Source organism: Pseudomonadaceae bacterium SI-3 (assembly GCA_004010935.1).
In the GTDB taxonomy this organism is placed as follows: domain Bacteria; phylum Pseudomonadota; class Gammaproteobacteria; order Pseudomonadales; family Pseudomonadaceae; genus Stutzerimonas.
This window is the reverse complement of the sequence record CP026511.1, coordinates 3,404,019-3,426,431: the sequence shown is the minus strand read 5'-3', so window position 1 is coordinate 3,426,431 and position 22,413 is coordinate 3,404,019. Positions and strand designations below refer to the sequence as shown.

Below are 22,413 nucleotides of genomic sequence, written 5' to 3'. Positions count from 1 at the left end.
GGAAGACGCAGTGAACAAGTCGATGCTGGTGGGTGCTGTTCTGGGGGCGGTTGTGGTGAGCGCAGGTGGTGCCTTTGCAACCTACACCTTGGTCGATCGAGGGCCTGAGTTTGCCAGCGTGCTGGCCGTGAGGCCAGTCAAGGAGACCATCCAGACTCCTCGTGAGGTGTGCAAGGACGTGACGGTCACGCGCCAGAGGCCCGTGCAGGACAGCAATCGTCTTGCTGGCACGGCCGTGGGTGCGGTCGTTGGTGGGCTGCTCGGTAACCAGGTTGGCGGCGGCAGTGGCAAGAAGATTGCCACGGTCGCTGGAGCCGTAGGCGGTGGCTACGCTGGCAATCAGGTGCAAGGCCGCATGCAGGCGAATGACACCTATAGCACAACGGAAACTCGCTGCAGTACGGTCACCGATAGCCATGAAAAAATCGTCGGCTACGAGGTGGAGTACGATCTCGAGGGCAAGACTGGGCAGGTTCGGATGGATCGCGATCCTGGTCAGAGAATTCCGGTCCATGATGGTCAGCTGGTGCTGACGCAGCAGTGACAAGACATAAAAAAACGCCCAGAAGGGCGTTTTTTTTGGGGGATTGTGGTTACCGCTTCAATGCTGGAGTCAGATGAGGCTGGATGGCGGTTAGCACCGCCTTAAAGCACTTAGTGTTGCCCGCGACGATCTGGCCTTTCTCCAGATATTCATGGCTGCCGCTGAAATCGCTGACCAAGCCGCCAGCTTCTTGAATCAATAGCGCGCCTGCGGCCATGTCCCATTCGGACAGGCCGAACTCCCAGAACGCGTCATAGCGACCGGCTGCGACGTAGGCCAGATCAAGGCTGGCCGCTCCGGCGCGGCGAAGCCCTGCGGTTTGGCCTACCAGGCTTCGGAACATATTGAGATAGCTATCGAGGTTGTCCAGCTGGCTGTCGCGGAACGGGAATCCCGTGCCAAGGAGTGCACCTTCCAGGCTTTTCCGAGCGCTGACACGCAGGCGGCGCCCGTTGAGTGCGGCACCACGGCCCCGGCTGGCAGTGAATTCTTCCTGGCGAACCGGATCGATCACCACGGCGTGTTCGATGCGACCACGGTATTTGCAAGCGATGCTGACTGCGTAGTGAGGCACGCCGCGCAGGAAGTTGGTGGTGCCGTCCAGCGGGTCGATCACCCAGAGGTAATCTTTGCCGTCCCCGCTGCCTTCCAGCTGCCCGCCTTCCTCGCCAAGGATTCCATGGTTTGGATAGGCTTTGCGCAGCGCAGCAACGATCAGTTGTTCGGCTGTGCGGTCGATTTCCGAGACGTAATCGCGCGCGTCCTTTTCGCTAACCGAGATCACGTCCAGGCGCTCGGTGGAACGAACAATCATTTCGCCAGCGCTACGGGCGGCGCGCAGCGCGATATTCAGCATGGGCTGCATCGATCAAATACCTGGTCGTTTAAAGAAAGCCGGCAATTCTATCAGAAACCTATGCGGCGTGTTGCTCGGCAAGGGCTCGTTCAGACGGTTAATGGCGAAGCTGCGGATCCTTCCTGTAAGCTTTCGGTCTGCTTCCTGATAGAGAAAAAACCGTGTCGCTACAGAGCATTCGCGTGGTGTTGGTCAATACCAGTCACGCCGGGAATATCGGGGGTGCGGCCCGTGCCATGAAAAATATGGGTTTGTCCCGCTTGGTGCTGGTGGATCCGGAGGACTTTCCGAGCCCGAACGCCGTCGCTCGGGCCTCGGGTGCAACCGATATTCTTGACTCCGCGGAGATCGTTGCGACGCTCGAGGAGGCGTTGGTGGGCTGCAGTCTCGTGCTGGGCACCAGCGCACGCGATCGCCGCATACCCTGGCCGCTGCTGGATCCGCGCGAAACCGGAACGGTCTGTCTAGAGCAGGTCGAGCGGGGCGGTGAGGTTGCGTTGGTGTTTGGGCGGGAATACGCCGGGCTTACCAACGAAGAGCTTCAGCGTTGCCAGTACCATGTACATATCCCATCAGATCCTGACTTCAGTTCGTTGAACCTGGCTGCTGCGGTGCAGGTGCTCGCTTATGAAGTGCGCATGGCCTGGCTGGCAGCGAACGATCAGCCGACCAAGCAGGAGAAGCTCGAAACAACCTCGATGCTTGATACCCAGCCGGTTACGGCTGATGAGCTTGAGCTTTATTACGGTCATCTAGAGCAGACCTTGGTCGAAATTGGCTTCCTCGATCCCCAAAAACCCCGGCATCTCATGCCTCGCCTGCGCAGGCTTTACGGCCGTAGCGGTATAAGCAAGCTGGAGATGAATATTCTGCGCGGAATCCTTACCGAAACCCAGAAGGCCGTCCGCGGCGAACCCCACAAGCGGAGAAGTGATTGATGTTCGAAGGCATGCGCGAAGATATCCAGAGCGTTTTCCATCGCGATCCGGCAGCGCGTAACGCATTCGAGGTCATCACCTGTTATCCGGGTCTGCACGCTGTCTGGTTTCATCGGGTGTCTCACTGGCTTTGGGTGAACGACTGCAAGTGGCTGGCACGCATGAATTCGAATCTGGCGCGTTGGCTGACGGGCATCGAAATCCATCCAGGCGCGCAGATAGGACGCCGTTTCTTTATCGATCACGGGATGGGCATCGTCATCGGTGAGACGGCGCAGATCGGTGATGACGTGACGCTCTATCATGGGGTGACCTTGGGCGGTACAAGTTGGAGCAAGGGCAAGCGTCATCCAACACTTGAGGATGGGGTAATCGTTGGGGCGGGGGCGAAAATTCTTGGCCCGTTCACGGTGGGTGCAGGCGCCAAAATCGGGTCCAATGCAGTAGTGACTCGTGCGGTTCCGGCCGGCGCTACCGCGGTCGGTATTCCGGGTCGGGTTATTGCCAAGTCCGATGACGAGCAACAGGCCAAGCGCAAGGCCATCGCAGAGAAGATTGGTTTCGATGCATACGGTGTGACCGAGGACATGCCGGATCCGGTGGCGCGCGCTATCGGCCAGTTGCTCGATCATGTTCAGGCAGTCGAGGAGCGCATGGACGGTATGTGTAAGGCGTTGACCGCACTTGGCAGCGATTATTGTGCAAAGCAGATGCCCGAGCTGCGTGAGGAGGATTTCGCTGAGGTCAAGCGGGCGGGCGAAGAGCCCCGCTCCTGAAAGTGCGGTAGGGCGGGCGTGCTGTTATGATGGATTCCTGTCTGCGGGCAAGTCGGTGGAGTCTACGCCCCGTAGAGATCATCTCATGCGGCTAAAGTCCGAGTGATTTAATGGGACTTATAGTTGATCTAAATAGTCGGGTATTGCATACTTGCCTCAAACCATGATGCTTGGTGCGAACCGATGCGATTGACTACCAAAGGCCGTTACGCCGTCACTGCGATGCTCGACCTTGCGCTGCATGCGCAACACGGGCCGGTATCCCTTGCGGATATTTCCGAGCGGCAAGGCATCTCGCTTTCCTATCTCGAACAGCTGTTCGCCAAGTTGCGTCGTGGCAGCCTGGTGACCAGTGTTCGCGGGCCAGGTGGTGGCTATCAGCTCTCGCGTGAAATGGCGGGCATTCAGGTCGCACAAGTCATCGACGCGGTCAACGAGTCGGTAGATGCAACACGCTGCCAGGGGCTGGGTGACTGTCATTCGGGAGACACCTGTCTGACCCACCATCTCTGGTGCGATTTGAGTCAGCAGATCCACGAATTTTTGAGTGGCATCAGTCTGGCGGATCTGGTGAAGCGCCGCGAGGTTCAAGAAGTGGCTCTGCGTCAGGATATGCGCCGCGCCAATAGCCAGACTCCGCAACTGGATAAGATTGAAGCGTCCGCCATCGAATGAGCAGGGCGACAGCCTGATAGGAGATACCTGATGAAGTTGCCGATTTACCTGGATTACTCCGCTACTACGCCGGTCGATCCTCGCGTGGCCGAGAAGATGGTCGAATGTCTGACTGCCGAAGGCAACTTTGGTAATCCGGCGTCGCGCTCTCACGCTTTTGGCTGGAAAGCCGAGGAAGCCGTCGAGAATGCGCGCCGTCAGGTCGCCGAGTTGGTCAATGCTGATCCTCGCGAAATCGTCTGGACATCTGGCGCGACCGAGTCGAATAACCTGGCAATCAAAGGCGCGGCGCACTTCTATGCGTCCAAGGGCAAGCACATCGTAACCAGCAAGATCGAGCACAAAGCCGTTCTTGATACGACTCGCCAGCTCGAACGAGAAGGGTTCGAAGTGACCTACATTGAGCCAGGCGAAGACGGCGTGATCACTCCAGCAATGGTCGAGGCGGCGCTGCGTGACGACACCGTGCTGGTGTCCATCATGCACGTGAACAACGAGATCGGAACGATCAATGATATTGCCGCCATCGGCGAGCTCACCCGGTCGCGTGGTGTTCTGTTCCACGTGGATGCCGCCCAGTCGACTGGGAAGGTGGATATTGATTTGGAGAAAATGAAGGTCGATCTAATGTCCTTCTCTGCTCACAAGACCTACGGTCCCAAAGGTGTCGGTGCTCTGTATGTGCGGCGCAAGCCGCGTGTACGTCTTGAAGCGCAGATGCATGGCGGTGGGCATGAGCGCGGTATGCGCTCGGGCACTTTGGCTGCGCATCAGTCGGTTGGCATGGGTGAGGCGTTCCGCATTGCCAAAGAAGAAATGACCGCAGAAAACGAGCGTATCACTCGGCTGCGCGACCGCTTTTTCAAGCAGGTTGAGCATCTGGAAGAGTTGTACGTAAATGGCAGTATGACCGCACGGGTGCCGCACAATCTGAACTTGAGTTTTAACTACGTCGAAGGCGAGTCGCTGATCATGGCGCTCAAGGACCTGGCGGTTTCCTCTGGTTCGGCCTGTACCTCTGCTTCGCTGGAGCCGTCTTATGTACTCCGCGCGCTGGGTCGCAATGACGAACTGGCACACAGCTCGATCCGTTTCACTTTCGGTCGCTTCACCACCGAAGAGGAAGTCGATTACGCCGCGCAGAAAGTCAGCGAGGCGGTAACGAAACTACGTGAGCTTTCACCCTTGTGGGACATGTTCAAGGATGGCGTCGATATTTCGCAGGTCGAGTGGGCAGCCCACTGATTCGAACGGTCGAGTTCCGCATAGCCTGATTCAATGAGGATTGCACCATGGCATACAGTGACAAGGTCATTGACCATTACGAAAATCCCCGCAATGTCGGCAAGTTCGACGCTGAGGATCCTTCCATCGGCACCGGCATGGTCGGCGCTCCGGCGTGTGGCGATGTGATGCGCCTGCAGATCAAGGTCAACGAGCAGGGCGTGATCGAAGATGCCAAGTTCAAGACCTACGGTTGCGGTTCGGCCATCGCTTCTAGTTCTCTCGCCACTGAGTGGATGAAGGGCAAGACGCTGGAAGAGGCGGAAACCATCAAGAACACCCAGCTCGCTGAAGAGCTGGCGCTGCCACCGGTCAAAATACATTGCTCGGTACTGGCAGAAGATGCCATCAAGGCGGCCGTTCGCGATTACCGTGAGAAAAAAGGGTTGCCGCAGGCCTAAGGGGGTATCGATGGCTATCAGCATGACAACCGCTGCTGCCGATCACGTGCGCCGTTCTCTGGAAGGGCGCGGCAAGGGGCTTGGGGTCCGGTTGGGCGTACGTACCACCGGCTGTTCCGGCCTGGCTTACGTGCTTGAGTTCGTCGATGAAGCAGCTGCAGAGGACTCGGTCTTCGACAGCCATGGCGTGAAGGTGATCATCGATCCGAAGAGCCTCGTGTACCTCAACGGGACGGAGCTCGACTTTGTCCGCGAGGGGCTGAACGAGGGCTTTAAGTTCAACAACCCTAACGTGCGTGGCGAATGCGGCTGCGGCGAAAGCTTCAACATCTGAGGACGCTGTGGGAACTCCCTGTCACTACGCGCTGTTCGAGCTGCAGCCGACATTCGATATCGATCCGGAGATGCTGTCGTCTCGTTACCGCGAGCTGGCGCGTAAGGTTCATCCCGACCGGTTTGCTGATGCTGGTGAGGCCGAGCAGCGTTACGCAATCGAGCGCTCGACGAATCTGAACGAGGCCTATCAGACCTTGAAAAGCCCGTCGCGTCGGGCTCGCTACCTGCTGACGCTCGAAGGTCGCGAGATGCCGTTGGAGGCGACCGTTCAGGATCCCGCTTTCCTTATGCAGCAGATGCAGTGGCGCGAAGAGCTCGAGGAGTTGCAAGACGATGCCGATATCGCAGGCGTAGCTTCCTTCAAGGCTCGCCTCAAAGTGGCTCAGCAAAATCTCAATGATTCTTTCGCCGGCATCTGGCGGGATGAGTCGCAGCGCGAGGAGGCGGAACGGCTGGTGCGCCGCATGCAATTCCTCGACAAGCTGTCCCAGGAAGTGCGCCAGTTGGAAGAGCGCCTCGACGATTAACCCCGCGTAGCGCCAGACGCTGCGCCCGATATCAGACAGACATGGCCTTACTTCAGATAGCTGAACCCGGACAAAGCCCGCAACCTCACCAGCGTCGCCTGGCGGTTGGCATAGATCTGGGCACTACCAATTCACTCGTTGCAGCCCTGCGTAGTGGCGTTACTGCACCGTTGGCCGATGCTGATGGAGAGGTGATCCTGCCGTCCGCGGTGCGTTATCACAGCGCTCAGGTTGAGGTGGGGCGGGCGGCGAAAGCTGCTGCGGCCAGCGATCCGTTGAATACCATTCTGTCCGTCAAGCGTTTGATGGGGCGCGGTATTGGTGACGTGAAGCAGCTGGGTGGGCAGCTGCCGTATCGATTCAGTGAGGGGCAATCACAGATGCCCTTCATCGAGACAGTGCAGGGCGCGAAAAGTCCGGTAGAGGTCTCTGCGGAGATACTTCGCGCGTTGCGTGAGCGTGCGGAGGCGGTCTTGGGGGGCGAGCTGGTCGGTGCGGTGATCACGGTGCCGGCATATTTCGATGATGCGCAACGTCAAGCGACCAAGGATGCTGCGCGTCTTGCTAATCTCAACGTGCTGCGTCTGCTAAACGAGCCTACCGCCGCCGCCGTTGCCTATGGTCTGGACCGCGAAGCTGAAGGGGTCGTGGCGATCTATGACCTGGGGGGCGGCACCTTCGATATTTCCATCCTACGTCTGACCAAGGGTGTGTTCGAGGTGCTGGCTACTGGTGGCGATACCGCGCTAGGTGGGGATGACTTCGATCATGCGGTTGCCGGCTGGATTCTGGCTAAGGCTGGTGCCTCACAGGATCTCGATCCGGGCACCCAGCGTGAAGTGCTGAAAATCGCCTGTGATGCTAAGGAGCAGCTCAGCGAAACCGAAGCTGTCGAAGTACGCTACGCCGGTTGGCAGGGCGTTCTGACACGTGCCATGTTCAACGAACTCATCGATCCGATGATCGCTCGCAGTCTCAAGTCGTGCAGGCGCGCGCTGCGTGATTCGTCTGTAGAGCTGGAAGAGGTCCATGCGGTGGTCATGGTAGGCGGCTCCACTCGTGTGCCGCGGGTTCGTGAGCGGGTTGGAGAGATGTTTGGCCAGGATCCGCTGACCGATATCGATCCCGATCAGGTGGTCGCGATCGGTGCAGCAATTCAGGCTGAGACGCTGGCCGGCAACAATCGCGATGGAGAGGAGCTGTTGCTGCTGGATGTGATCCCTCTGTCGCTCGGGCTGGAAACAATGGGTGGTCTGATGGAAAAGATCATTCCGCGCAATACCACCATTCCGGTCGCTCGAGCCCAGGAGTTCACCACGTACAAAGACGGCCAAACGGCCATGATGATTCATGTGCTGCAGGGCGAGCGTGAGCTCATTGCCGATTGCAGGTCTTTGGCTCGCTTCGAGCTGCGGGGCATCCCGCCAATGGTGGCCGGGGCGGCGAAGATCCGTGTCACCTTCCAGGTCGATGCGGACGGCCTGCTCAGTGTTTCGGCGCGTGAGCTGGCGTCCGGCGTCGAGTCGAGTATCCAGGTGAGGCCGTCTTATGGGCTGACCGATGGCGAGATTGCTCGCATGTTGGAAGATTCGTTTCATAAGGCAAGTGAAGACAAAACGGCCCGAGCGCTTCGTGAGCAGTTGGTCGATGCGCAGCGATTGCTTGAGGCGGTTGAGGGGGCATTGGCGGTTGATGGCGAGCGTTTGCTAGATGATGAAGAGCGCGCGGCGATCAAGTCGCAGGTGCACGAATTGCGTGGGCTTCTTGATAGTCAGGATGGCCTCGCCATCGAGCGCCAGGTCAAGCGTCTTAGCCAGATTACCGATGCCTTTGCAGCACGCCGACTAGATTCCACCGTCAAGGCCGCGTTGGCCGGACGGCGGCTTAACGATATCGAGGATTGAACCAGATGCCGCAGATTGTTTTCCTGCCTCATGCCGACCACTGTCCGGAAGGGGCGGTAGTAGATGCTCAGCCCGGTGAAACGGTGCTCGACGCTGCGCTGCGAAATGGCATCGATATCGAGCATGCTTGTGAAAAATCCTGTGCCTGCACGACCTGCCATGTGGTGATCCGTGAGGGCTTTGCTTCTCTGGAAGCCTCCGACGAGCTGGAAGATGACATGTTGGACAAGGCGTGGGGGCTCGAGCCTACGTCCAGGCTGTCCTGTCAGGCTGCTGTCGCGGATATCGACCTGGTGGTCGAGATTCCGAAATACACCATCAATCAAGTGTCCGAAGGTCATTAAGGCGAGGTGAATCATGGCGCTTAAATGGTCTGACGTATTGGATATCGCGATTGAGCTGGCTGAGCGCAAGCCTGACGTGGATCCCCGCTACGTGAATTTCGTCGAGCTGCATCGTTGGGTTGTCGAGCTACCGGGTTTTTCTGACGATCCGACGCGCGGCGGCGAGAAGGTTCTGGAAGCCATACAGGCGGCCTGGATCGAAGAAGCCTAATCGCACGCCGCCCGCTGGACACTGTTACAGAATTAACCGGCGCTGACTGCTTATTGTGGTCAAGTTCAGGCTTGAGGCTACCCTTATATTTTTCGTCGTGACCCGCGTATAATTCGCGGGTTTACTCGTTCGCTTTAACCTATCGTTTTCTGGAGTTTCAAATGGCCCTGCAACGCACTTTCTCCATCATCAAGCCTGACGCCGTCGCCAAGAATGTTATCGGTGAAATCACCTCTCGTTTCGAGAAGGCTGGTCTGCGCGTCGTCGCTTCGAAGATGGTCCAATTGTCCGAGCGTGAAGCGGGCGGTTTCTATGCCGAGCACAGCGAGCGCGGTTTCTTCAAAGATCTGGTCGCTTTCATGGTTTCTGGTCCGGTCATCGTTCAGGTTCTAGAAGGTGAAGACGCGATCGCCAAAAATCGTGAGCTGATGGGCGCTACCAACCCGAAGGAAGCAGCTCCTGGCACTATCCGCGCCGATTTCGCCGTCTCCATCGATGAGAACGCTGTTCATGGTTCCGACTCCGAGGCGTCCGCCGCTCGCGAAATCGCCTACTTCTTCTCTGCCACCGAAGTGTGTGCCCGCATTCGCTGATCAGGCGAAGGTGAATCCAGATGACACCGATTACCGGTAAAGTAAATCTGCTGGGGCTGACCCAGCCTCAGCTGGAAAGCTTCTTCGATTCAATAGGGGAGAAGCGCTTTCGTGCCGGTCAGGTCATGAAATGGATTCACCACTTTGGCGTCGATGACTTCGATGCCATGAGCAATATTGGCAAGGCCTTGCGCGAAAAGCTCAAGGCCTCTGCCGAGATCCGCGGCCCCGAAATTGTAAGCGAAGACATTTCCACCGACGGCACTCGCAAATGGGTGGTGCGGGTGGCTTCGGGTAGCTGTGTGGAAACTGTCTATATTCCCCAAGGTGGACGGGGCACGCTCTGCGTTTCCTCCCAGGCAGGCTGCGCGTTGGATTGCAGTTTCTGCTCGACGGGCAAGCAAGGTTTCAATAGCAACCTCACCGCTGCCGAAGTGATCGGTCAGGTGTGGATTGCCAACAAGTCGTTCGGCACGATACCGGCGAAGGTTGATCGCGCCATCACCAATGTCGTCATGATGGGCATGGGCGAACCCTTGCTCAACTTCGATAATGTCGTAGCCGCCATGCAAATCATGATGGACGACCTCGGATACGGTATATCCAAGCGCAAGGTGACGCTTTCGACATCAGGCGTGGTGCCGATGATCGAGGAACTGTCCAAGGTCATCGACGTGTCGCTGGCGCTGTCACTGCACGCACCGAATGATGAATTGCGTGATCAGTTGGTCCCGATCAACAAGAAATACCCGTTGGAGATGCTGCTCGCGGCTTGTCAGCGCTATATTTCCAATCTGGGCGAAAAGCGTGTTCTAACGATCGAATACACGATGCTGCAGGGCGTCAACGATCAGCCTGAACATGCGGAGCAGATGATCGCCCTGCTGGCGAAAATTCCCTGCAAGATCAACCTGATTCCCTTCAACCCCTTTCCGCATTCCGGATATGAGCGGCCGAGCAACAATGCGATCCGTCGTTTTCAGGACATCCTGCACAAAGCCGGGCACAATGTGACGGTGCGTACCACTCGCGGTGAGGATATCGATGCGGCCTGCGGCCAGCTAGTCGGGCAGGTGTTGGATAGAACACGCCGAAGCGAGCGCTACATCGCAGTGCGCCAGCTGCAATCCGAGCCAGTGACGGCGCCCATTGCTACGAACCGTTCCTGAGGGGGATTTTGATGACCTTGCGCGTCGCGCTGCTGTTTGTGCTCGCCAGCCTAATGGTTGGCTGCGTATCTTCCGGGTCGGTAAATCCGATGCGTACCTCCGAAGGTCGCGACGAAGCGCGAGATGCCTATATTCAGCTTGGCATTGGCTATTTGCAGCAAGGCGAGGCTTCTCGTGCCAAATCGCCGCTACGCAAAGCGCTCGAGTTGGATCCAAACAGTGCAGATGCCCACGCGGCATTGGCCTTGGTATTCCAAAACGAGATGGAAAATCAGTTGGCAGACGAGCATTACCGCAAGGCCCTGTCTGGCCAAAATGACGCCCGTATCCTTAATAACTACGGCAGCTTCCTTTTCGAGCAGAAGCGCTATCCCGAAGCGATGGAGCGTTTCGCAAAGGCAGCCGAAGATAATCTCTATTCTGGGCGCTCCCACGTCTTTCAGAACATGGGCATGACCGCATTGATGCTAGGTCAGCGAGAGCAGGCCGAAACCTATTTCACTCGCGCCCTGCGCCTCGACAGTCGGCAACCACGCGCACTGCTCGAACTAGCCATGATGGCGTATGAAGACAAGCAGTACGTTCCTGCAAAACGCTACTACGACGGTTTCAGCAGTCTTTCCGAGCAGAATGCCCGCAGTCTGTTGCTGGGCATCCGTTTGGCGAAAATCCATCAGGACCGCGATCAGGCGGCAAGCCTGGGTTTGCAGCTCAAGCGCCTGTATCCGGGGACGCCTGAATATCAACAGTTTCTTTCGGAGCAACGATGATAGCGCCCCATTCTGAAGCCGCTGCCCCGACGGCCCTGGCCAACCCTGGCGAAACGTTACGCGCCGCACGCGAAGGCAAAAACTGGTCTCTCTCTTCGGTAGCCAAGCAGCTTAATCTGTCGGAACGATCGCTCACCCAGATCGAGGCGGGTGACTTCAGTCAGCTGCCTGGTCACACATTTGCCCGCGGTTACGTTCGTGCTTATGCCAAGCTTCTGGGCCTGGACCAGAATCGTCTGGTACAGCAGTTCGACCAACATACCGGTACGGATGCCACTGGCAGTAGCGTCAACAGCCTCGGCCACATCGATCAGCCCGTGCGCCTATCGCGGAGCATGGTGCGCTTCTTTACCTTCATCCTGACGCTGGTAATCGGCGTAGGTGCATTCTTGTGGTGGCAGGATCGCTCGGCCCGTACCGAGTCGGGCCCGTCGGTCTCCGCGCTTGAGCGAATTGAGGTCGAGGCTGCAGACGGTACCACCGAGATTCATCTGCTCGACCGAGCTGAGGAGCCTGTTGAGCCCGTAATCGAGGAACCGATTATCCCGATCCCATCGGAAACCGGCGACGAGGCCCAGGTAGCCAGCACCGAAACGTTGCAGTCAGATGCGCAGCCGGCAGTCGAAACGGCAGCTGAAATGCCAATGCAACAGGACGAGACTGCACCGTCCAGTGAGGCGCCGGCCGCTGCGGAGGCCGACGCAACGCCAGCCCAGGTCGCCGAGGTGGAGGCGGTCGCACCGGGGGAGGGCCGGTTGACCTTGGACTACACGGCGGATTGTTGGACACGGGTTACCGATGCGAACGGCGAAGTTCTCTACAGCGGCCTGGCCAAGGCTGGGAGCAGTCGCACCCTGGTCGGTGAAACCCCGCTAGATCTGCATCTGGGCTTTGCGTCTGGTGTGCAGGTCAGCTTCAACGGTGAAGCCGTCAGTCTTTCTGGCAAAACGCGCGGCGAGACTGCGCGTCTCAAGCTCGGACAGTAATCATGCATAGTGAGTCTCCTATCAAGCGTCGCCCTACTCGAAAAATCTGGGTAGGCAACGTACCGGTCGGCGGCGATGCGCCTATCGCCGTGCAAAGCATGACCAATACCGAAACCTGCGATGTGGATGCCACGGTTGCCCAGATCGAGCGGCTAGGGAATGCCGGAGCTGACATCGTGCGTGTGTCAGTACCTTCGATGGAAGCAGCCGAAGCGTTCGGCAAGATCAAGCAGCGCGTCAGTTTGCCGTTGGTAGCAGACATTCATTTCGACTATCAGATTGCTCTACGCGTCGCCGAGCTTGGTGTCGATTGCCTGCGCATCAACCCAGGTAATATCGGGCGCGAAGACCGTGTCCGCGCCGTCGTCGAAGCTGCGCGGGACCGCGGCATCCCGATCCGCATTGGCGTCAATGCCGGTTCGTTGGAAAAGGATCTGCAGAAAAAGTACGGCGAGCCAACACCCGAAGCGCTCGTGGAATCTGCGTTGCGCCATGTCGAGCATCTCGACCGGCTGAACTTCCCTGATTTCAAAGTCAGCGTTAAGGCCTCTGACGTGTTCATGGCTGTGGCTGCCTATCGTCTCTTGGCTGACAAAATCGAGCAGCCTTTACACCTGGGTATTACCGAAGCCGGTGGCTTGCGTTCGGGTACGGTGAAGTCGTCGGTAGGTTTGGGCATGCTGCTCGCCGAAGGCATCGGCGACACTATCCGAATTTCGCTGGCAGCCGACCCGGTAGAAGAAATCAAGGTCGGTTTCGACATTCTCAAGTCGCTGCGTCTACGTTCACGTGGGATCAATTTCATCGCCTGCCCAAGTTGCTCGCGCCAGAACTTCGACGTGGTCAAGACCATGAACGAGCTTGAGGGCCGGCTTGATGATTTGCTTGTGCCTATGGACGTCGCGGTGATTGGCTGCGTTGTGAATGGACCCGGAGAAGCCAAGGAAGCACACATAGGTCTTACGGGTGGCACGCCGAACAACCTCATCTATATCGATGGCAAGCCGGCACAGAAGTTGAGCAACGACAATCTGGTCGATGAACTGGAGCAGCTGATTCGTCGCAAGGCTGCGGAAAAAGTCGAGACAGACGCTGCGCTGATTCTGCGCAGCTGAACTAAGGAAACGAATTGAGCAAGTCCCTGCAAGCCATTCGTGGCATGAACGATATTCTGCCGGCCCAGACGCCGGTCTGGCGCTACCTCGAGACGACCTTCGCACAGTTGCTCGATAGCTACGGTTACAGCGAGATTCGTCTGCCGATTCTTGAGTTCACCGATCTGTTCGCCCGTGGGATCGGTGAGGGGACCGACGTGGTCGACAAGGAAATGTACACCTTCCTAGACCGTAACGAGGAATCACTGACGCTGCGTCCAGAGGGCACTGCCGGTTGCGTGCGCGCGGTGCTCGAGCATGGCATGACTGGGGGCGGGCAGGTACAGAAACTCTGGTACGCGGGGCCCATGTTCCGCTATGAAAAGCCGCAGAAAGGCCGCTATCGTCAGTTTCACCAGATCGGCGTTGAGGTGTTCAATCAGCCGGGACCGGATATCGATGCCGAGCTGATCGTGCTTACGGCTCGTCTTTGGAAGAAGCTTGGCCTATCCGGTGCAGTCACCCTGCAGCTGAACAGCTTAGGTTCCAGCGAGGCGAGGGCGACCTATCGGGACGCACTGGTGGCGTACCTGCAACAGCATTTCGAGCAACTCGACGAAGACAGCCAGCGCCGTCTGACGAGCAACCCGCTGCGTATTCTCGACAGCAAGAATGCTCAGACCCAAGCACTGCTCGCCGATGCGCCGACCTTGCATGACTATCTCGACGAAGAGTCACGTACACATTTCGCGGGACTCAAGGCCCGTCTCGAAGTGGCAGGAATCGACTACCAGATCAATCCCAAGCTGGTGCGGGGCCTGGATTACTACGGCAGGACGGTGTTCGAGTGGGTGACCGATAAACTGGGCTCGCAAGGTACCGTTTGTGCGGGTGGTCGCTATGACGGGCTTGTCACTCAATTTGGCGGCAAGCCGACGCCGGGCGTAGGTTTCGCCATGGGCATCGAGCGTCTGGTGTTGCTACTCGAGACGCTCGGATTGGTGCCTGAGGAGCTTAATCAGCCGGCCCATGCGTACATCTGTGCCTTTGGTGAGGCGTCCGAACTGGCTGCACTCGGCCTCGCGGAGCGATTGCGCGATGCGTTGCCCGGCCTGCGCTTGCTGGTCAACGCGGGCGGCGGAAGTTTCAAGAGTCAGTTCAAGAAAGCTGACAAGAGCGGCGCCCGGTTCGCACTGATTCTGGGTGACGACGAACTGGCCGGTCGCGTGGTAGGTTGCAAGCCGCTGCGCGACGATAGCGAGCAACAAAGCATTGCCTGGGATGCTCTGCCCGAGTGTCTGGCTGCCTGTTTGGCGTGAGCAAACAGGTCCGATTTCAGCGAATGTAAGGAGTGACAGTGTGACCTCGGGTACCGAAGAAGAACAACTGGCGCAAATCAAGGAATGGTGGCAGCGGAACGGCAAACCATTGCTGATGGGGGGCGCGCTTGCTCTGGTGCTGGTATTTGGCTGGCAGTTCTGGCAGAAGCACCAGCTCAATCAGTCCCAGAGCGCCTCGACCATCTACCAGCAGTTGCTGAATGCCGCGTTGGAAGAAGGGAAAGCAGATACCGCCGAGATTTCGCGCTTGGGCAATCTGCTGCAGAAAGAATTTGCAGGTTCTCACTACGCTCAGTACGGCAGCCTCTTCGTCGCCAAGGTGGCGGTGGAGTCCGGACGTCTCGACGAGGCCGCAACAGAGTTGCAGGCGGTGCTGGACAAGCCTGCCGACAAAACTCTGGAAGAGCTGGCTCGCCAACGTTTGGCCCGTATTCTGGCGGCTCAGGACAAGGCTGAAGAAGGGCTCGCACTCTTGGAAGGCGACGCGGTTGAAGCATTTGCCGCCAGCCGCGAAGAGTTGCGGGGTGATCTGCTGGTCAAGCTTGAGCGTCCTGACGAGGCCCACGCTGCCTATTCCAAGGCGAAAGAATTGCTGTCGCAGGATGCTGCAATTGGTGGCCTGCAGCTGAAACTTGACGATCTGGCTCGTGGAGAGGCGTGAATTGATGCGTTGGAAAACTGCAGCATTGCTGACCCTGGCCGTCCTGGCGGCGGGTTGCAGCAGCAATGACAAGAAAGAACCCGAGCCCGCCGAACTGGTCAAGTTTGACGCTGAAATCCAGCTGAAAGAACAGTGGAGCCGCTCCATCGGCGATGGTCAGGGCGAGACCTATAATCTGCTGACTCCCGTTGTCTACGGTAACGAGATATTTGCTGCCGACGTTGAAGGGTTGGTCGTGGCAATGGACCGTACGACCGGCAAGGTCAACTGGAAGAACGACCTGGAAGTCCCGATCTCGGGTGCAGTGGGCGCTGGCTATGGTCTGGTTCTGGTCGGTACGCTACGGGGTGAGGTATTGGCGCTGGATGTTGCGACCGGCGAAGAACGTTGGCGCAGCCAGGTCAGCAGCGAGGTACTTGCTGCGCCTGCCGTGAACGGCGATGTCGTAGTGGTCCAGACTCAGGATGATCGCGTCATTGCGCTCGAAATCGACACCGGAGCGCAACGTTGGAGCTACGAAAGCTCGCCGGCGGTGCTGACGCTACGCGGTACTGGAGCGCCACTGCTGACCAATGAACTGGCAATCGCCGGCCTTTCCAGTGGAAAGGTGGTGGCGCTGGACACCCGTCGCGGGTTGCCGATCTGGGAGCAGCGGGTCGCCATTCCACAAGGTCGTTCCGAACTTGAACGCGTAGTCGATATCGACGGCGGGCTGCTACTTTCAGGCGGAACCTTGTATGTCGCGTCCTTCCAGGGCCGCGCCGCAGCGTTGGATCTGGAAAGCGGTCGGATTCTTTGGCAGCGCGATGCGTCCACCGCGACCGGCCTTGCGATGGGGTATGGCAGTGTCTACGTGAGCCAAGCCGACGGCACGGTGCTGGGCATCGATGAGCGATCGACAACCGTGCTGTGGAGCAACGATTCGCTGCTACGTCGGCAGCTTTCCGCTCCGGCGGTTTTTTCCAGCTACGTCGTGGTGGGAGACAAGGAGGGCTATTTGCACTTCCTCAGCCAGGTTGATGGGCGTTTCGTCGCGCGAACTCGCGTCGATAGCGCCGGGGTGCGAGCTCGACCCGTGGTCGAAGGTGACTGGCTGTATGCCTACGGTAACGATGGCAAACTCGTCGCGATGACCATTCGCCAGGCGGATTGACGGCCTCACGTCATGCGCCTTGTTCCGTCCAGACGGAACAACAAATATTCGGCCGCTGCCTTGCAGCGGCCTTCGTGTTTTCTGAAATATCGCAGTGGAGAGCCGTATGGTTCCCGTAATCGCCCTGGTGGGCCGCCCGAACGTTGGCAAGTCCACCCTGTTTAATCGTCTGACCAAAAGCCGTGACGCCATTGTCGCGGAATATGCCGGTCTGACCCGTGACCGCCAGTATGGCGAAGCCAAATGGCAGGGCCGCACTTACATCGTCATCGATACCGGCGGCCTTACCGGGGACGAGCAGGGCATTGACGCCAAGATGGCCGAGCAGTCTTTGCAAGCCATGCAAGAGGCCGATGCGGTCATGTTCATGGTCGATGCACGTGCCGGTATGACACCTGGCGACCAGATGATTGCCGAGCACCTGCGCAAGATGAACAAGCGCCACATCCTGGTGGCGAACAAGGTCGACAGCATCGATCCGGATATCGCCCGAGCGGAATTCAGCCCGTTGGGCCTGGGTGACGCCCTGCCGATCGCTGCTGCCCATGGCCGTGGTATCACCCATATGCTCGAGCAGGCACTCGGTGTGTTTCCCAAGGACAACGCCGAAGTTGCCGAAGACGAGGGTGAAGAGGGCGAGGCGGTTGCCGAAGGAGAAGAGCCCAAGCGCATCCCTGGACCAAGCGAAAAGGATGGCATCAAAATCGCCATCATCGGCCGGCCCAATGTGGGCAAATCGACGCTGGTCAATCGCATGCTCGGCGAGGAGCGGGTCATCGTTTATGACCAGGCCGGTACAACCCGCGACAGCATCTACATTCCGTTCGAGCGTGATGACGAAAAGTACACACTGATCGATACGGCCGGTGTGCGTCGCCGCGGCAAGATCTTCGAGGCCGTGGAAAAGTTCTCGGTGGTCAAGACGCTGCAGGCGATTCAGGACTCCAACGTCGTGATTTTCGTCATGGATGCCCGTGAGGGCGTGGTCGAACACGACCTGAACCTGCTTGGTTTCGTGCTAGAAAGCGGCCGCGCGCTGGTTATCGCGCTGAACAAGTGGGACGGCATGGAGCCGAGTGAGCGCGACTATGTGAAGACCGAGCTGGAGCGCCGATTGTTCTTCGTCGAGTTCGCCGACATCCATTTCATCTCCGCTAAACATGGCACTGGCGTTGGCAATTTGTATAAGTCGGTGCAGGCTTCGTTCGCTTCAGCCGTGACTCGATGGCCCACCAGCCGTTTGACGCAGATCCTTGAAGACGCGGTTCGCGAGCATGCGCCACCGATGGTCGCCAGCCGTCGAATCAAGCTTCGCTACGCACACCTGGGCGGCGCCAACCCGCCGCTTATCGTTATCCATGGCAACCAGGTCGACTCGATCCCCAAGTCGTACACTCGTTATTTGGAGAATACTTACCGACGCGTACTGAAGCTGGTCGGTACGCCCATCCGTATCGAGTACAAGGGCGGCGAAAACCCTTTCGAAGGCAAGAAGAACACCCTGACCGACCGTCAGGTAAACAAGAAGCGTCGCCTTATGTCCCACCACAAGAAGGCCGAGAAGAAGCGCCGCGACAAGCGCTAGTTTCTCAGGTCTCATCGAACGACTGGTCCATGTCCAAGGCCAGTCGTCCATGCCTCGGCTTGCCGACTTGGCGGGACGGGTTGCCTACCACGGTCGTGTGTGGTGAAACGGCTTGCAGCACCACGCTTCCGGCACCGACATTGGTGCCCTCGCCGATTGCGATATTGCCGAGTATCTTCGCTCCTGCGTCGATCATCACACCGCTGCGTATCTTAGGGTGCCGGTCGCTGCTCACCCTGCCGGCCCCGCCCAACTCTAGAAGCCAATGCCGCAGGCCCGGACGCCCTCGTACCCGCCCGCCATGATCGGCTATTCTGTTTTCCCCTGCCGAAGCCCCGTACGGCAGGCCTGTCGGAAGGCTGTCATGCTCATCAGTAAGTTGCCCAATGTCGGCACCACCATTTTCACCACCATGTCGCAGCTGGCGGCTGAAACCGGCGCGTTAAACTTGTCGCAGGGATTTCCCGACTTCGATGGGCCTGATGCGCTGCGCGAAGCGGTTGCCCGTCATGTGATGGAAGGGCACAACCAATACGCGCCAATGACCGGCTTACCGGCACTGCGCGAGCAGGTGGCACTTAAGGTCAGCTCGCTATATGGCCGTCAGGTCAGCGCCGAGGGCGAGGTAACGGTCACGCCCGGGGCGACGCAAGCAATCTTCTGTGCGATTCACGCGGTCATCCGTCCAGGCGATGAAGTCATCGTTTTCGACCCCTGCTATGACAGCTACGAACCTGCCGTGGAACTCGCCGGCGGCGTCTGTGTGCATCAGACGCTGAGCCTGCCGGACTTTGCCATCGACTGGCAGAAGCTCGCCGAGGCGATTACCCCACGCACCCGACTGATCGTGTTGAACACGCCGCACAATCCCAGTGGCGCCTTGATCGAAATGGCTGATCTGGATCGCCTGGCGGGGCTGATCCGCGACCGCGACATCTATCTGCTCAGCGACGAAGTCTACGAGCACTTGGTTTTTGACGGTCGGGAGCACGCCAGTGTGTTGCGTCATGCTGAGCTGTATCAGCGCGCCTTCGTCATCAGCTCTTTCGGCAAGACCTACCACGTCACCGGCTGGAAGACTGGATACGTAGTTGCGCCCGCCGAGCTCAGCAACGAGCTGCGCAAGGTGCATCAATACGTCAGCTTTACCGGCGTAACCCCGTTGCAGTGGGCGCTTGCCGATTTCATGGCGGCGCATCCCGAGCATCTGGCGGCACTGCCTGCGTTCTACCAGGCCAAGCGTGATCTGTTCTGCGATCTGCTGGCCAACTCGCGCTTCCGCTTCACGCGCGCCGCGGGCACCTATTTCCAATTGGCCGATTATTCCGCGATTCGCCCGGATCTCGACGACGTAGCCATGGCGGAATGGCTGACCCGTGAACACGGTGTGGCCAGTATTCCGATTTCGGTGTTCTACCAAACGCCTCCTGCAGAGTCGCGGCTCGTCCGCTTCTGCTTCGCCAAACGAGAGGAGACGCTGCGCCAAGCAGCAGAACGACTATGCGCGATCTGACTAATTTACCCGACCTTGAACTGGCCCTGATCCAGACGACGCTCGTCTGGCAGGACGCCTCTGCCAATCGTGAGCGCTTCATCGGGTTGCTGGATGATGCCCGCGGCGCGGACTTGATTGTGTTGCCCGAGATGTTCACCACGGCCTTTTCGATGAACTCCGCCGAGCTCGCCGAGCCTGAAGAAGGCCCGACCTACGCCTGGCTGCGCGAGCAGGCGGCCCGTATGGAGGCGGTGATCACCGGCAGCGTAATCATCGAGGCCGCCGATGGCAGCCATCGCAACCGTCTGCTCTGGGCCCGGCCGAACGGCGAAATTCTGCATTATGACAAGCGCCATCTGTTTCGCATGGCGGGGGAGCATAAGCACTACACGGCGGGCGAAAAACAGGCTCTGTTCGAACTCAACGGCTGGCACGTGCGCCCGCTGATCTGCTATGACCTGCGCTTTCCGGTGTGGAGCCGCGATCCCCATGACACCGACCTTCTCCTTTATACGGCCAATTGGCCGGCAGCCCGGCGTAATGCCTGGAATCGCCTGTTGCCAGCACGCGCGATCGAGAACCTCTGCTATGTCGCGGCGGTGAATCGGGTCGGGGAAGATGGTAAAGGCTACCCCTACAGTGGTGACAGCCAAGTACTGGACTATCTCGGTGACCCGCTGCTGAAGGCCGGTGACGCCGATGGGGTGTTTCGCGCTTCACTTCGCGCTGCCGATCTGGCCAAGTTCCGCAGCAAGTTTCCTGCCTACCACGATGGCGACGCGTTTGAACTGAGCCTATAGGCGCTCAGCCATGCTTACGATGGTATGGTTGCTAGCGCGGGCTAAACGGCTTCAGCGTTCTGCGGCGTGTCGGTGACGATTGCGCCACAGCAGGCCCCCGTAGATCAGTAGGTTGACGACGACCACCACGGCGGCCAGCAGGTACTGCACCGGTACGCTCAACCAGGCCGGATAGATCAGCGGCAGCAAATAGTGCTCGACGAAGCCGGCGTCGTAGCCTGCGTCCCCTGCCAGCCGCCTTAGCAGGTTTTCCCAATGGGTGAGTGGGCAGGGGCGCCCGCTCAGCTCTACAAATATTCCCCACGCCATCGCGGGCAGATGCAACAGCAAAAAGCCGCGCTTCCAGGCGACCAGCAAGCCCCCCAGCAATACGAAGAGGATAAAGCCGAGGTGCAGCATCAGCACGGCATCGGCCCCAATACGATAAAGCATGGCTTACTCAGCCCTGGCCGAACGCTCCAGCTGAGCGATGTGTTTGTCTTGAATGCGCGCCAGAAGGGTGACAGAGAGGCCTGCGCCGATCAGCGCCATGAGCATGTCCGACTGGGTATCCCATGGATCGCCCTGCGTTCCCAGGAAGTCCTCGGCACCTTGGCCTGCGACAAGCGCTACCCACCATTCGATCAGCTCATAAAAGGCACTGAATGCCAGGGCGACGCAAAGTGCTAAAAAGCCCAGCATCTTGCCGCCGGTAATGAAGCGATGACGCAGCAGAACTTCCCGCGCCAGCAAGGCGGGTGTTACGCCCTGAATGAAATGGCCCAGCTTGTCATAAGGGTTGCGGGCCAGATCAAACCAGTCCTGCACCCAGAACCCCGGCGGCACGCGGGCATAGGTATAGGTGCCACCAAGAATCAACACCAGCGCATGGATCGCGATCACCCAATAAAGCAGGTGGGTCAACGGAAAGCGCCGATGACTCCAGATCAGCAGTGGGGCGGCGATCAGCACTGGCGCTACCTCGAGCAGCCAGGTTGCGCGGTCGTAGGGTGCAACAGCGGAACAGATCAATGCCAGCAGTACACCCGATCCCAGCGCTGCGTAAAGCGTACGGTCTTGCATTGGCGTCGCCATGATTAACGGTAGAGCCGGCAGCATGCAGTGCTTGCCGGGTTAGCCGCAACTGTAAGCGCGGCGAGCCCCGGCTTGGCAAAGTGTGCCAGCTAACCTTCTCGGCCAGGTGCTGAGGCCGCACGCGAAAGCGAACGGCCGCAGCGCCGCAAATCGACTGCTCCGATGTATGGGTTGGCGTTGCCCTGAACGCAGGCGACGCTGCGGTTGCGCCACCGTTCCCACTCGTCGATTGGGAATTGGCGATTCCATATGTCATACAGGCGGCGATCCTGCTTCGACAGCCGCAGGCCGTAGCGCTCGCTCATGTACAGGTAAGTGCGGGCAATGGCGCCGCGGGCGTAGGCCGGTGGCATGGCCGTGCGTTGCTTGAAGTTCACCACGAAGGGGCAAGCGCCGTACTGGCTGGGCTTCTCGCTGAGCATGCCGAAGCCGTAATTGCTGCGGTCGCCGTTCACTTCACCAACCACCGGTACCAGATTGTGCAGATCCGCTTCGGCCTGGCTGAACACCGGGTCGGTAGACGTGCAGTGTTTGCGTCCACCGTCCTGCCAGCATTGGCGCTGATGGCCGATCACCCATGCGGGAACGATGTGCTCCCATTCCACCCTCGCGGCACGCTTGGGCTGCTTGCGCGGAATGTAGCCACAACTGGCCAGGTCGATCTGTTTGCCCTTGAAGGCACAGCGGCAATAGAAATCCACGGGTCGCTCGGCGTACAACTGCCAGGCGATTTTCTTGGCCTCGCGAAAGGTGCGTGGAGCGTCAGCGTGTAGCTGAACAGGAAAAAGCAGGGCGAGCAGAAGCAGGCTGTAACAGCGCATGGGATTCTCGACGACTGACTGAGAAATGCATCCATGCGGGGCGCGCTATCTTACCTATTGCTCTGATAAATCCACA

The 22,413-nt window shown here is 58.8% G+C and carries 27 protein-coding genes; 22 read left to right on the top strand and 5 right to left on the bottom strand.

Annotated elements, in window-relative coordinates; translation table 11 throughout:
* Nucleotides 1–10: 10 nt before the first annotated feature.
* The gene (locus tag C1896_16010; protein ID AZZ46278.1) at nt 11–544 is read left to right on the top strand and encodes a hypothetical protein; all 534 of its coding nucleotides are present in this window, start codon (nt 11–13) and stop codon (nt 542–544) included.
* Between the two features lie 49 nt (nt 545–593).
* Here the strand turns inward: C1896_16010 and C1896_16005 are convergent, their stop codons facing one another.
* Nucleotides 594–1,409 carry an inositol monophosphatase gene (locus C1896_16005; protein AZZ46277.1) on the bottom strand — a complete coding sequence of 272 codons (816 nt, stop codon included), beginning with the start codon at nt 1,407–1,409 and terminating at the stop codon, nt 594–596.
* Nucleotides 1,410–1,561: 152 nt separating this feature from the next.
* Here C1896_16005 and C1896_16000 point away from each other — a divergent pair, with 152 nt between their 5' ends.
* The 19 genes from C1896_16000 to der all read left to right on the top strand — a co-directional run bounded on the left by C1896_16000 (nt 1,562) and on the right by der (nt 18,147).
* Entirely contained in the window at nt 1,562–2,338 is a 777-nt protein-coding gene (locus C1896_16000; GenBank protein AZZ46276.1) for a tRNA (cytosine(32)/uridine(32)-2'-O)-methyltransferase TrmJ, read from the top strand.
* Nucleotides 2,338–3,114: a serine O-acetyltransferase gene (gene cysE, locus C1896_15995; GenBank protein ID AZZ46275.1), complete on the top strand. Its 777-nt coding sequence runs from the start codon at nt 2,338–2,340 to the stop codon at nt 3,112–3,114. Before C1896_16000 ends, cysE begins: the two co-directional genes overlap by 1 nt.
* Before the next feature lie 183 nt (nt 3,115–3,297).
* A complete protein-coding gene (gene iscR, locus C1896_15990) occupies nt 3,298–3,789 on the top strand; it encodes a Fe-S cluster assembly transcriptional regulator IscR (GenBank protein AZZ46274.1) in 492 nt (163 codons plus the stop codon).
* A gap of 30 nt (nt 3,790–3,819) precedes the next feature.
* Nucleotides 3,820–5,034 carry an IscS subfamily cysteine desulfurase gene (locus C1896_15985; GenBank protein ID AZZ46273.1) on the top strand — a complete coding sequence of 405 codons (1,215 nt, stop codon included), beginning with the start codon at nt 3,820–3,822 and terminating at the stop codon, nt 5,032–5,034.
* A gap of 47 nt (nt 5,035–5,081) precedes the next feature.
* Nucleotides 5,082–5,474: a Fe-S cluster assembly scaffold IscU gene (locus C1896_15980; GenBank protein ID AZZ46272.1), complete on the top strand. Its 393-nt coding sequence runs from the start codon at nt 5,082–5,084 to the stop codon at nt 5,472–5,474.
* A 10-nt stretch (nt 5,475–5,484) separates the two neighbouring features.
* On the top strand, nt 5,485–5,808 hold the full coding sequence (iscA, locus tag C1896_15975) for an iron-sulfur cluster assembly protein IscA (GenBank protein ID AZZ46271.1): 324 nt from the start codon (nt 5,485–5,487) through the stop codon (nt 5,806–5,808).
* 7 nt (nt 5,809–5,815) lie between these two features.
* Nucleotides 5,816–6,337 carry a co-chaperone HscB gene (hscB, locus tag C1896_15970; GenBank protein ID AZZ46270.1) on the top strand — a complete coding sequence of 174 codons (522 nt, stop codon included), beginning with the start codon at nt 5,816–5,818 and terminating at the stop codon, nt 6,335–6,337.
* A 41-nt stretch (nt 6,338–6,378) separates the two neighbouring features.
* Nucleotides 6,379–8,241, top strand: a complete 1,863-nt coding sequence (gene hscA / locus C1896_15965) for a Fe-S protein assembly chaperone HscA (protein AZZ46269.1) — start codon at nt 6,379–6,381, stop codon at nt 8,239–8,241.
* 5 nt (nt 8,242–8,246) lie between these two features.
* Nucleotides 8,247–8,585 carry an ISC system 2Fe-2S type ferredoxin gene (fdx, locus tag C1896_15960; GenBank protein ID AZZ46268.1) on the top strand — a complete coding sequence of 113 codons (339 nt, stop codon included), beginning with the start codon at nt 8,247–8,249 and terminating at the stop codon, nt 8,583–8,585.
* 13 nt (nt 8,586–8,598) lie between these two features.
* The gene (gene iscX, locus C1896_15955; protein ID AZZ46267.1) at nt 8,599–8,796 is read left to right on the top strand and encodes a Fe-S assembly protein IscX; all 198 of its coding nucleotides are present in this window, start codon (nt 8,599–8,601) and stop codon (nt 8,794–8,796) included.
* A gap of 161 nt (nt 8,797–8,957) precedes the next feature.
* A complete protein-coding gene (locus tag C1896_15950; protein ID AZZ46266.1) occupies nt 8,958–9,389 on the top strand; it encodes a nucleoside-diphosphate kinase in 432 nt (143 codons plus the stop codon).
* Between the two features lie 20 nt (nt 9,390–9,409).
* Entirely contained in the window at nt 9,410–10,558 is a 1,149-nt protein-coding gene (gene rlmN, locus C1896_15945; protein AZZ46265.1) for a 23S rRNA (adenine(2503)-C(2))-methyltransferase RlmN, read from the top strand.
* A gap of 11 nt (nt 10,559–10,569) precedes the next feature.
* A complete protein-coding gene (locus tag C1896_15940; GenBank protein AZZ46264.1) occupies nt 10,570–11,328 on the top strand; it encodes a type IV pilus biogenesis/stability protein PilW in 759 nt (252 codons plus the stop codon).
* A complete protein-coding gene (locus C1896_15935; GenBank protein AZZ46263.1) occupies nt 11,325–12,314 on the top strand; it encodes a DUF4115 domain-containing protein in 990 nt (329 codons plus the stop codon). The genes C1896_15940 and C1896_15935 overlap by 4 nt, the downstream gene beginning before the upstream one ends.
* 2 nt (nt 12,315–12,316) lie before the next feature.
* A complete protein-coding gene (locus C1896_15930) occupies nt 12,317–13,429 on the top strand; it encodes a 4-hydroxy-3-methylbut-2-en-1-yl diphosphate synthase (GenBank protein ID AZZ46262.1) in 1,113 nt (370 codons plus the stop codon).
* Nucleotides 13,430–13,443: 14 nt separating this feature from the next.
* Nucleotides 13,444–14,727, top strand: a complete 1,284-nt coding sequence (locus C1896_15925) for a histidine--tRNA ligase (protein AZZ46261.1) — start codon at nt 13,444–13,446, stop codon at nt 14,725–14,727.
* 40 nt (nt 14,728–14,767) lie between these two features.
* On the top strand, nt 14,768–15,409 hold the full coding sequence (locus C1896_15920) for a GTP-binding protein (protein ID AZZ46260.1): 642 nt from the start codon (nt 14,768–14,770) through the stop codon (nt 15,407–15,409).
* A gap of 4 nt (nt 15,410–15,413) precedes the next feature.
* The gene (gene bamB, locus C1896_15915) at nt 15,414–16,562 is read left to right on the top strand and encodes an outer membrane protein assembly factor BamB (GenBank protein ID AZZ47701.1); all 1,149 of its coding nucleotides are present in this window, start codon (nt 15,414–15,416) and stop codon (nt 16,560–16,562) included.
* Between the two features lie 106 nt (nt 16,563–16,668).
* Nucleotides 16,669–18,147 (top strand): ribosome biogenesis GTPase Der, encoded by a 1,479-nt coding sequence (der, locus tag C1896_15910; protein AZZ46259.1) that lies wholly within the window; start codon nt 16,669–16,671, stop codon nt 18,145–18,147.
* Between the two features lie 4 nt (nt 18,148–18,151).
* Here the strand turns inward: der and C1896_15905 are convergent, their stop codons facing one another.
* Nucleotides 18,152–18,343, bottom strand: coding sequence for a hypothetical protein (locus tag C1896_15905; protein AZZ46258.1), 192 nt, complete (start codon nt 18,341–18,343; stop codon nt 18,152–18,154).
* A gap of 168 nt (nt 18,344–18,511) precedes the next feature.
* Between C1896_15905 and C1896_15900 the strand changes: the two genes are divergently transcribed.
* Together C1896_15900 and C1896_15895 are read left to right on the top strand one after the other, a co-directional pair.
* Nucleotides 18,512–19,660: an aminotransferase gene (locus tag C1896_15900; GenBank protein AZZ46257.1), complete on the top strand. Its 1,149-nt coding sequence runs from the start codon at nt 18,512–18,514 to the stop codon at nt 19,658–19,660.
* Nucleotides 19,648–20,442 carry an amidohydrolase gene (locus C1896_15895; protein AZZ46256.1) on the top strand — a complete coding sequence of 265 codons (795 nt, stop codon included), beginning with the start codon at nt 19,648–19,650 and terminating at the stop codon, nt 20,440–20,442. The genes C1896_15900 and C1896_15895 overlap by 13 nt, the downstream gene beginning before the upstream one ends.
* Before the next feature lie 51 nt (nt 20,443–20,493).
* Here the strand turns inward: C1896_15895 and C1896_15890 are convergent, their stop codons facing one another.
* From C1896_15890 to C1896_15880, 3 genes are all read right to left on the bottom strand, one after another.
* Nucleotides 20,494–20,874 carry a DUF2784 domain-containing protein gene (locus tag C1896_15890; protein ID AZZ46255.1) on the bottom strand — a complete coding sequence of 127 codons (381 nt, stop codon included), beginning with the start codon at nt 20,872–20,874 and terminating at the stop codon, nt 20,494–20,496.
* Nucleotides 20,875–20,877: 3 nt separating this feature from the next.
* Entirely contained in the window at nt 20,878–21,540 is a 663-nt protein-coding gene (locus C1896_15885) for a hypothetical protein (GenBank protein AZZ46254.1), read from the bottom strand.
* A 65-nt stretch (nt 21,541–21,605) separates the two neighbouring features.
* Nucleotides 21,606–22,337 carry a deoxyribonuclease gene (locus C1896_15880; GenBank protein ID AZZ46253.1) on the bottom strand — a complete coding sequence of 244 codons (732 nt, stop codon included), beginning with the start codon at nt 22,335–22,337 and terminating at the stop codon, nt 21,606–21,608.
* Nucleotides 22,338–22,413: the final 76 nt, after the last annotated feature.

Bases quoted from the DNA above. Each gene is read 5' to 3' on its own strand.
- C1896_16005 (AZZ46277.1), bottom strand. From the start codon at position 1,409: ATGCAGCCCATGCTGAATATCGCGCTGCGCGCCGCCCGTAGCGCTGGC.
- cysE (AZZ46275.1), top strand. From the start codon at position 2,338: ATGTTCGAAGGCATGCGCGAAGATATCCAGAGCGTTTTCCATCGCGAT.
- iscR (AZZ46274.1), top strand. From the start codon at position 3,298: ATGCGATTGACTACCAAAGGCCGTTACGCCGTCACTGCGATGCTCGAC.
- C1896_15985 (AZZ46273.1), top strand. From the start codon at position 3,820: ATGAAGTTGCCGATTTACCTGGATTACTCCGCTACTACGCCGGTCGAT.
- C1896_15980 (AZZ46272.1), top strand. From the start codon at position 5,082: ATGGCATACAGTGACAAGGTCATTGACCATTACGAAAATCCCCGCAAT.
- iscA (AZZ46271.1), top strand. From the start codon at position 5,485: ATGGCTATCAGCATGACAACCGCTGCTGCCGATCACGTGCGCCGTTCT.
- hscA (AZZ46269.1), top strand. From the start codon at position 6,379: ATGGCCTTACTTCAGATAGCTGAACCCGGACAAAGCCCGCAACCTCAC.
- fdx (AZZ46268.1), top strand. From the start codon at position 8,247: ATGCCGCAGATTGTTTTCCTGCCTCATGCCGACCACTGTCCGGAAGGG.
- iscX (AZZ46267.1), top strand. From the start codon at position 8,599: ATGGCGCTTAAATGGTCTGACGTATTGGATATCGCGATTGAGCTGGCT.
- C1896_15950 (AZZ46266.1), top strand. From the start codon at position 8,958: ATGGCCCTGCAACGCACTTTCTCCATCATCAAGCCTGACGCCGTCGCC.
- rlmN (AZZ46265.1), top strand. From the start codon at position 9,410: ATGACACCGATTACCGGTAAAGTAAATCTGCTGGGGCTGACCCAGCCT.
- C1896_15940 (AZZ46264.1), top strand. From the start codon at position 10,570: ATGACCTTGCGCGTCGCGCTGCTGTTTGTGCTCGCCAGCCTAATGGTT.
- C1896_15935 (AZZ46263.1), top strand. From the start codon at position 11,325: ATGATAGCGCCCCATTCTGAAGCCGCTGCCCCGACGGCCCTGGCCAAC.
- C1896_15930 (AZZ46262.1), top strand. From the start codon at position 12,317: ATGCATAGTGAGTCTCCTATCAAGCGTCGCCCTACTCGAAAAATCTGG.
- bamB (AZZ47701.1), top strand. From the start codon at position 15,414: ATGCGTTGGAAAACTGCAGCATTGCTGACCCTGGCCGTCCTGGCGGCG.
- der (AZZ46259.1), top strand. From the start codon at position 16,669: ATGGTTCCCGTAATCGCCCTGGTGGGCCGCCCGAACGTTGGCAAGTCC.
- C1896_15905 (AZZ46258.1), bottom strand. From the start codon at position 18,343: ATGATCGACGCAGGAGCGAAGATACTCGGCAATATCGCAATCGGCGAG.
- C1896_15900 (AZZ46257.1), top strand. From the start codon at position 18,512: ATGCTCATCAGTAAGTTGCCCAATGTCGGCACCACCATTTTCACCACC.
- C1896_15895 (AZZ46256.1), top strand. From the start codon at position 19,648: ATGCGCGATCTGACTAATTTACCCGACCTTGAACTGGCCCTGATCCAG.
- C1896_15890 (AZZ46255.1), bottom strand. From the start codon at position 20,874: ATGCTTTATCGTATTGGGGCCGATGCCGTGCTGATGCTGCACCTCGGC.
- C1896_15885 (AZZ46254.1), bottom strand. From the start codon at position 21,540: ATGCTGCCGGCTCTACCGTTAATCATGGCGACGCCAATGCAAGACCGT.
- C1896_15880 (AZZ46253.1), bottom strand. From the start codon at position 22,337: ATGCGCTGTTACAGCCTGCTTCTGCTCGCCCTGCTTTTTCCTGTTCAG.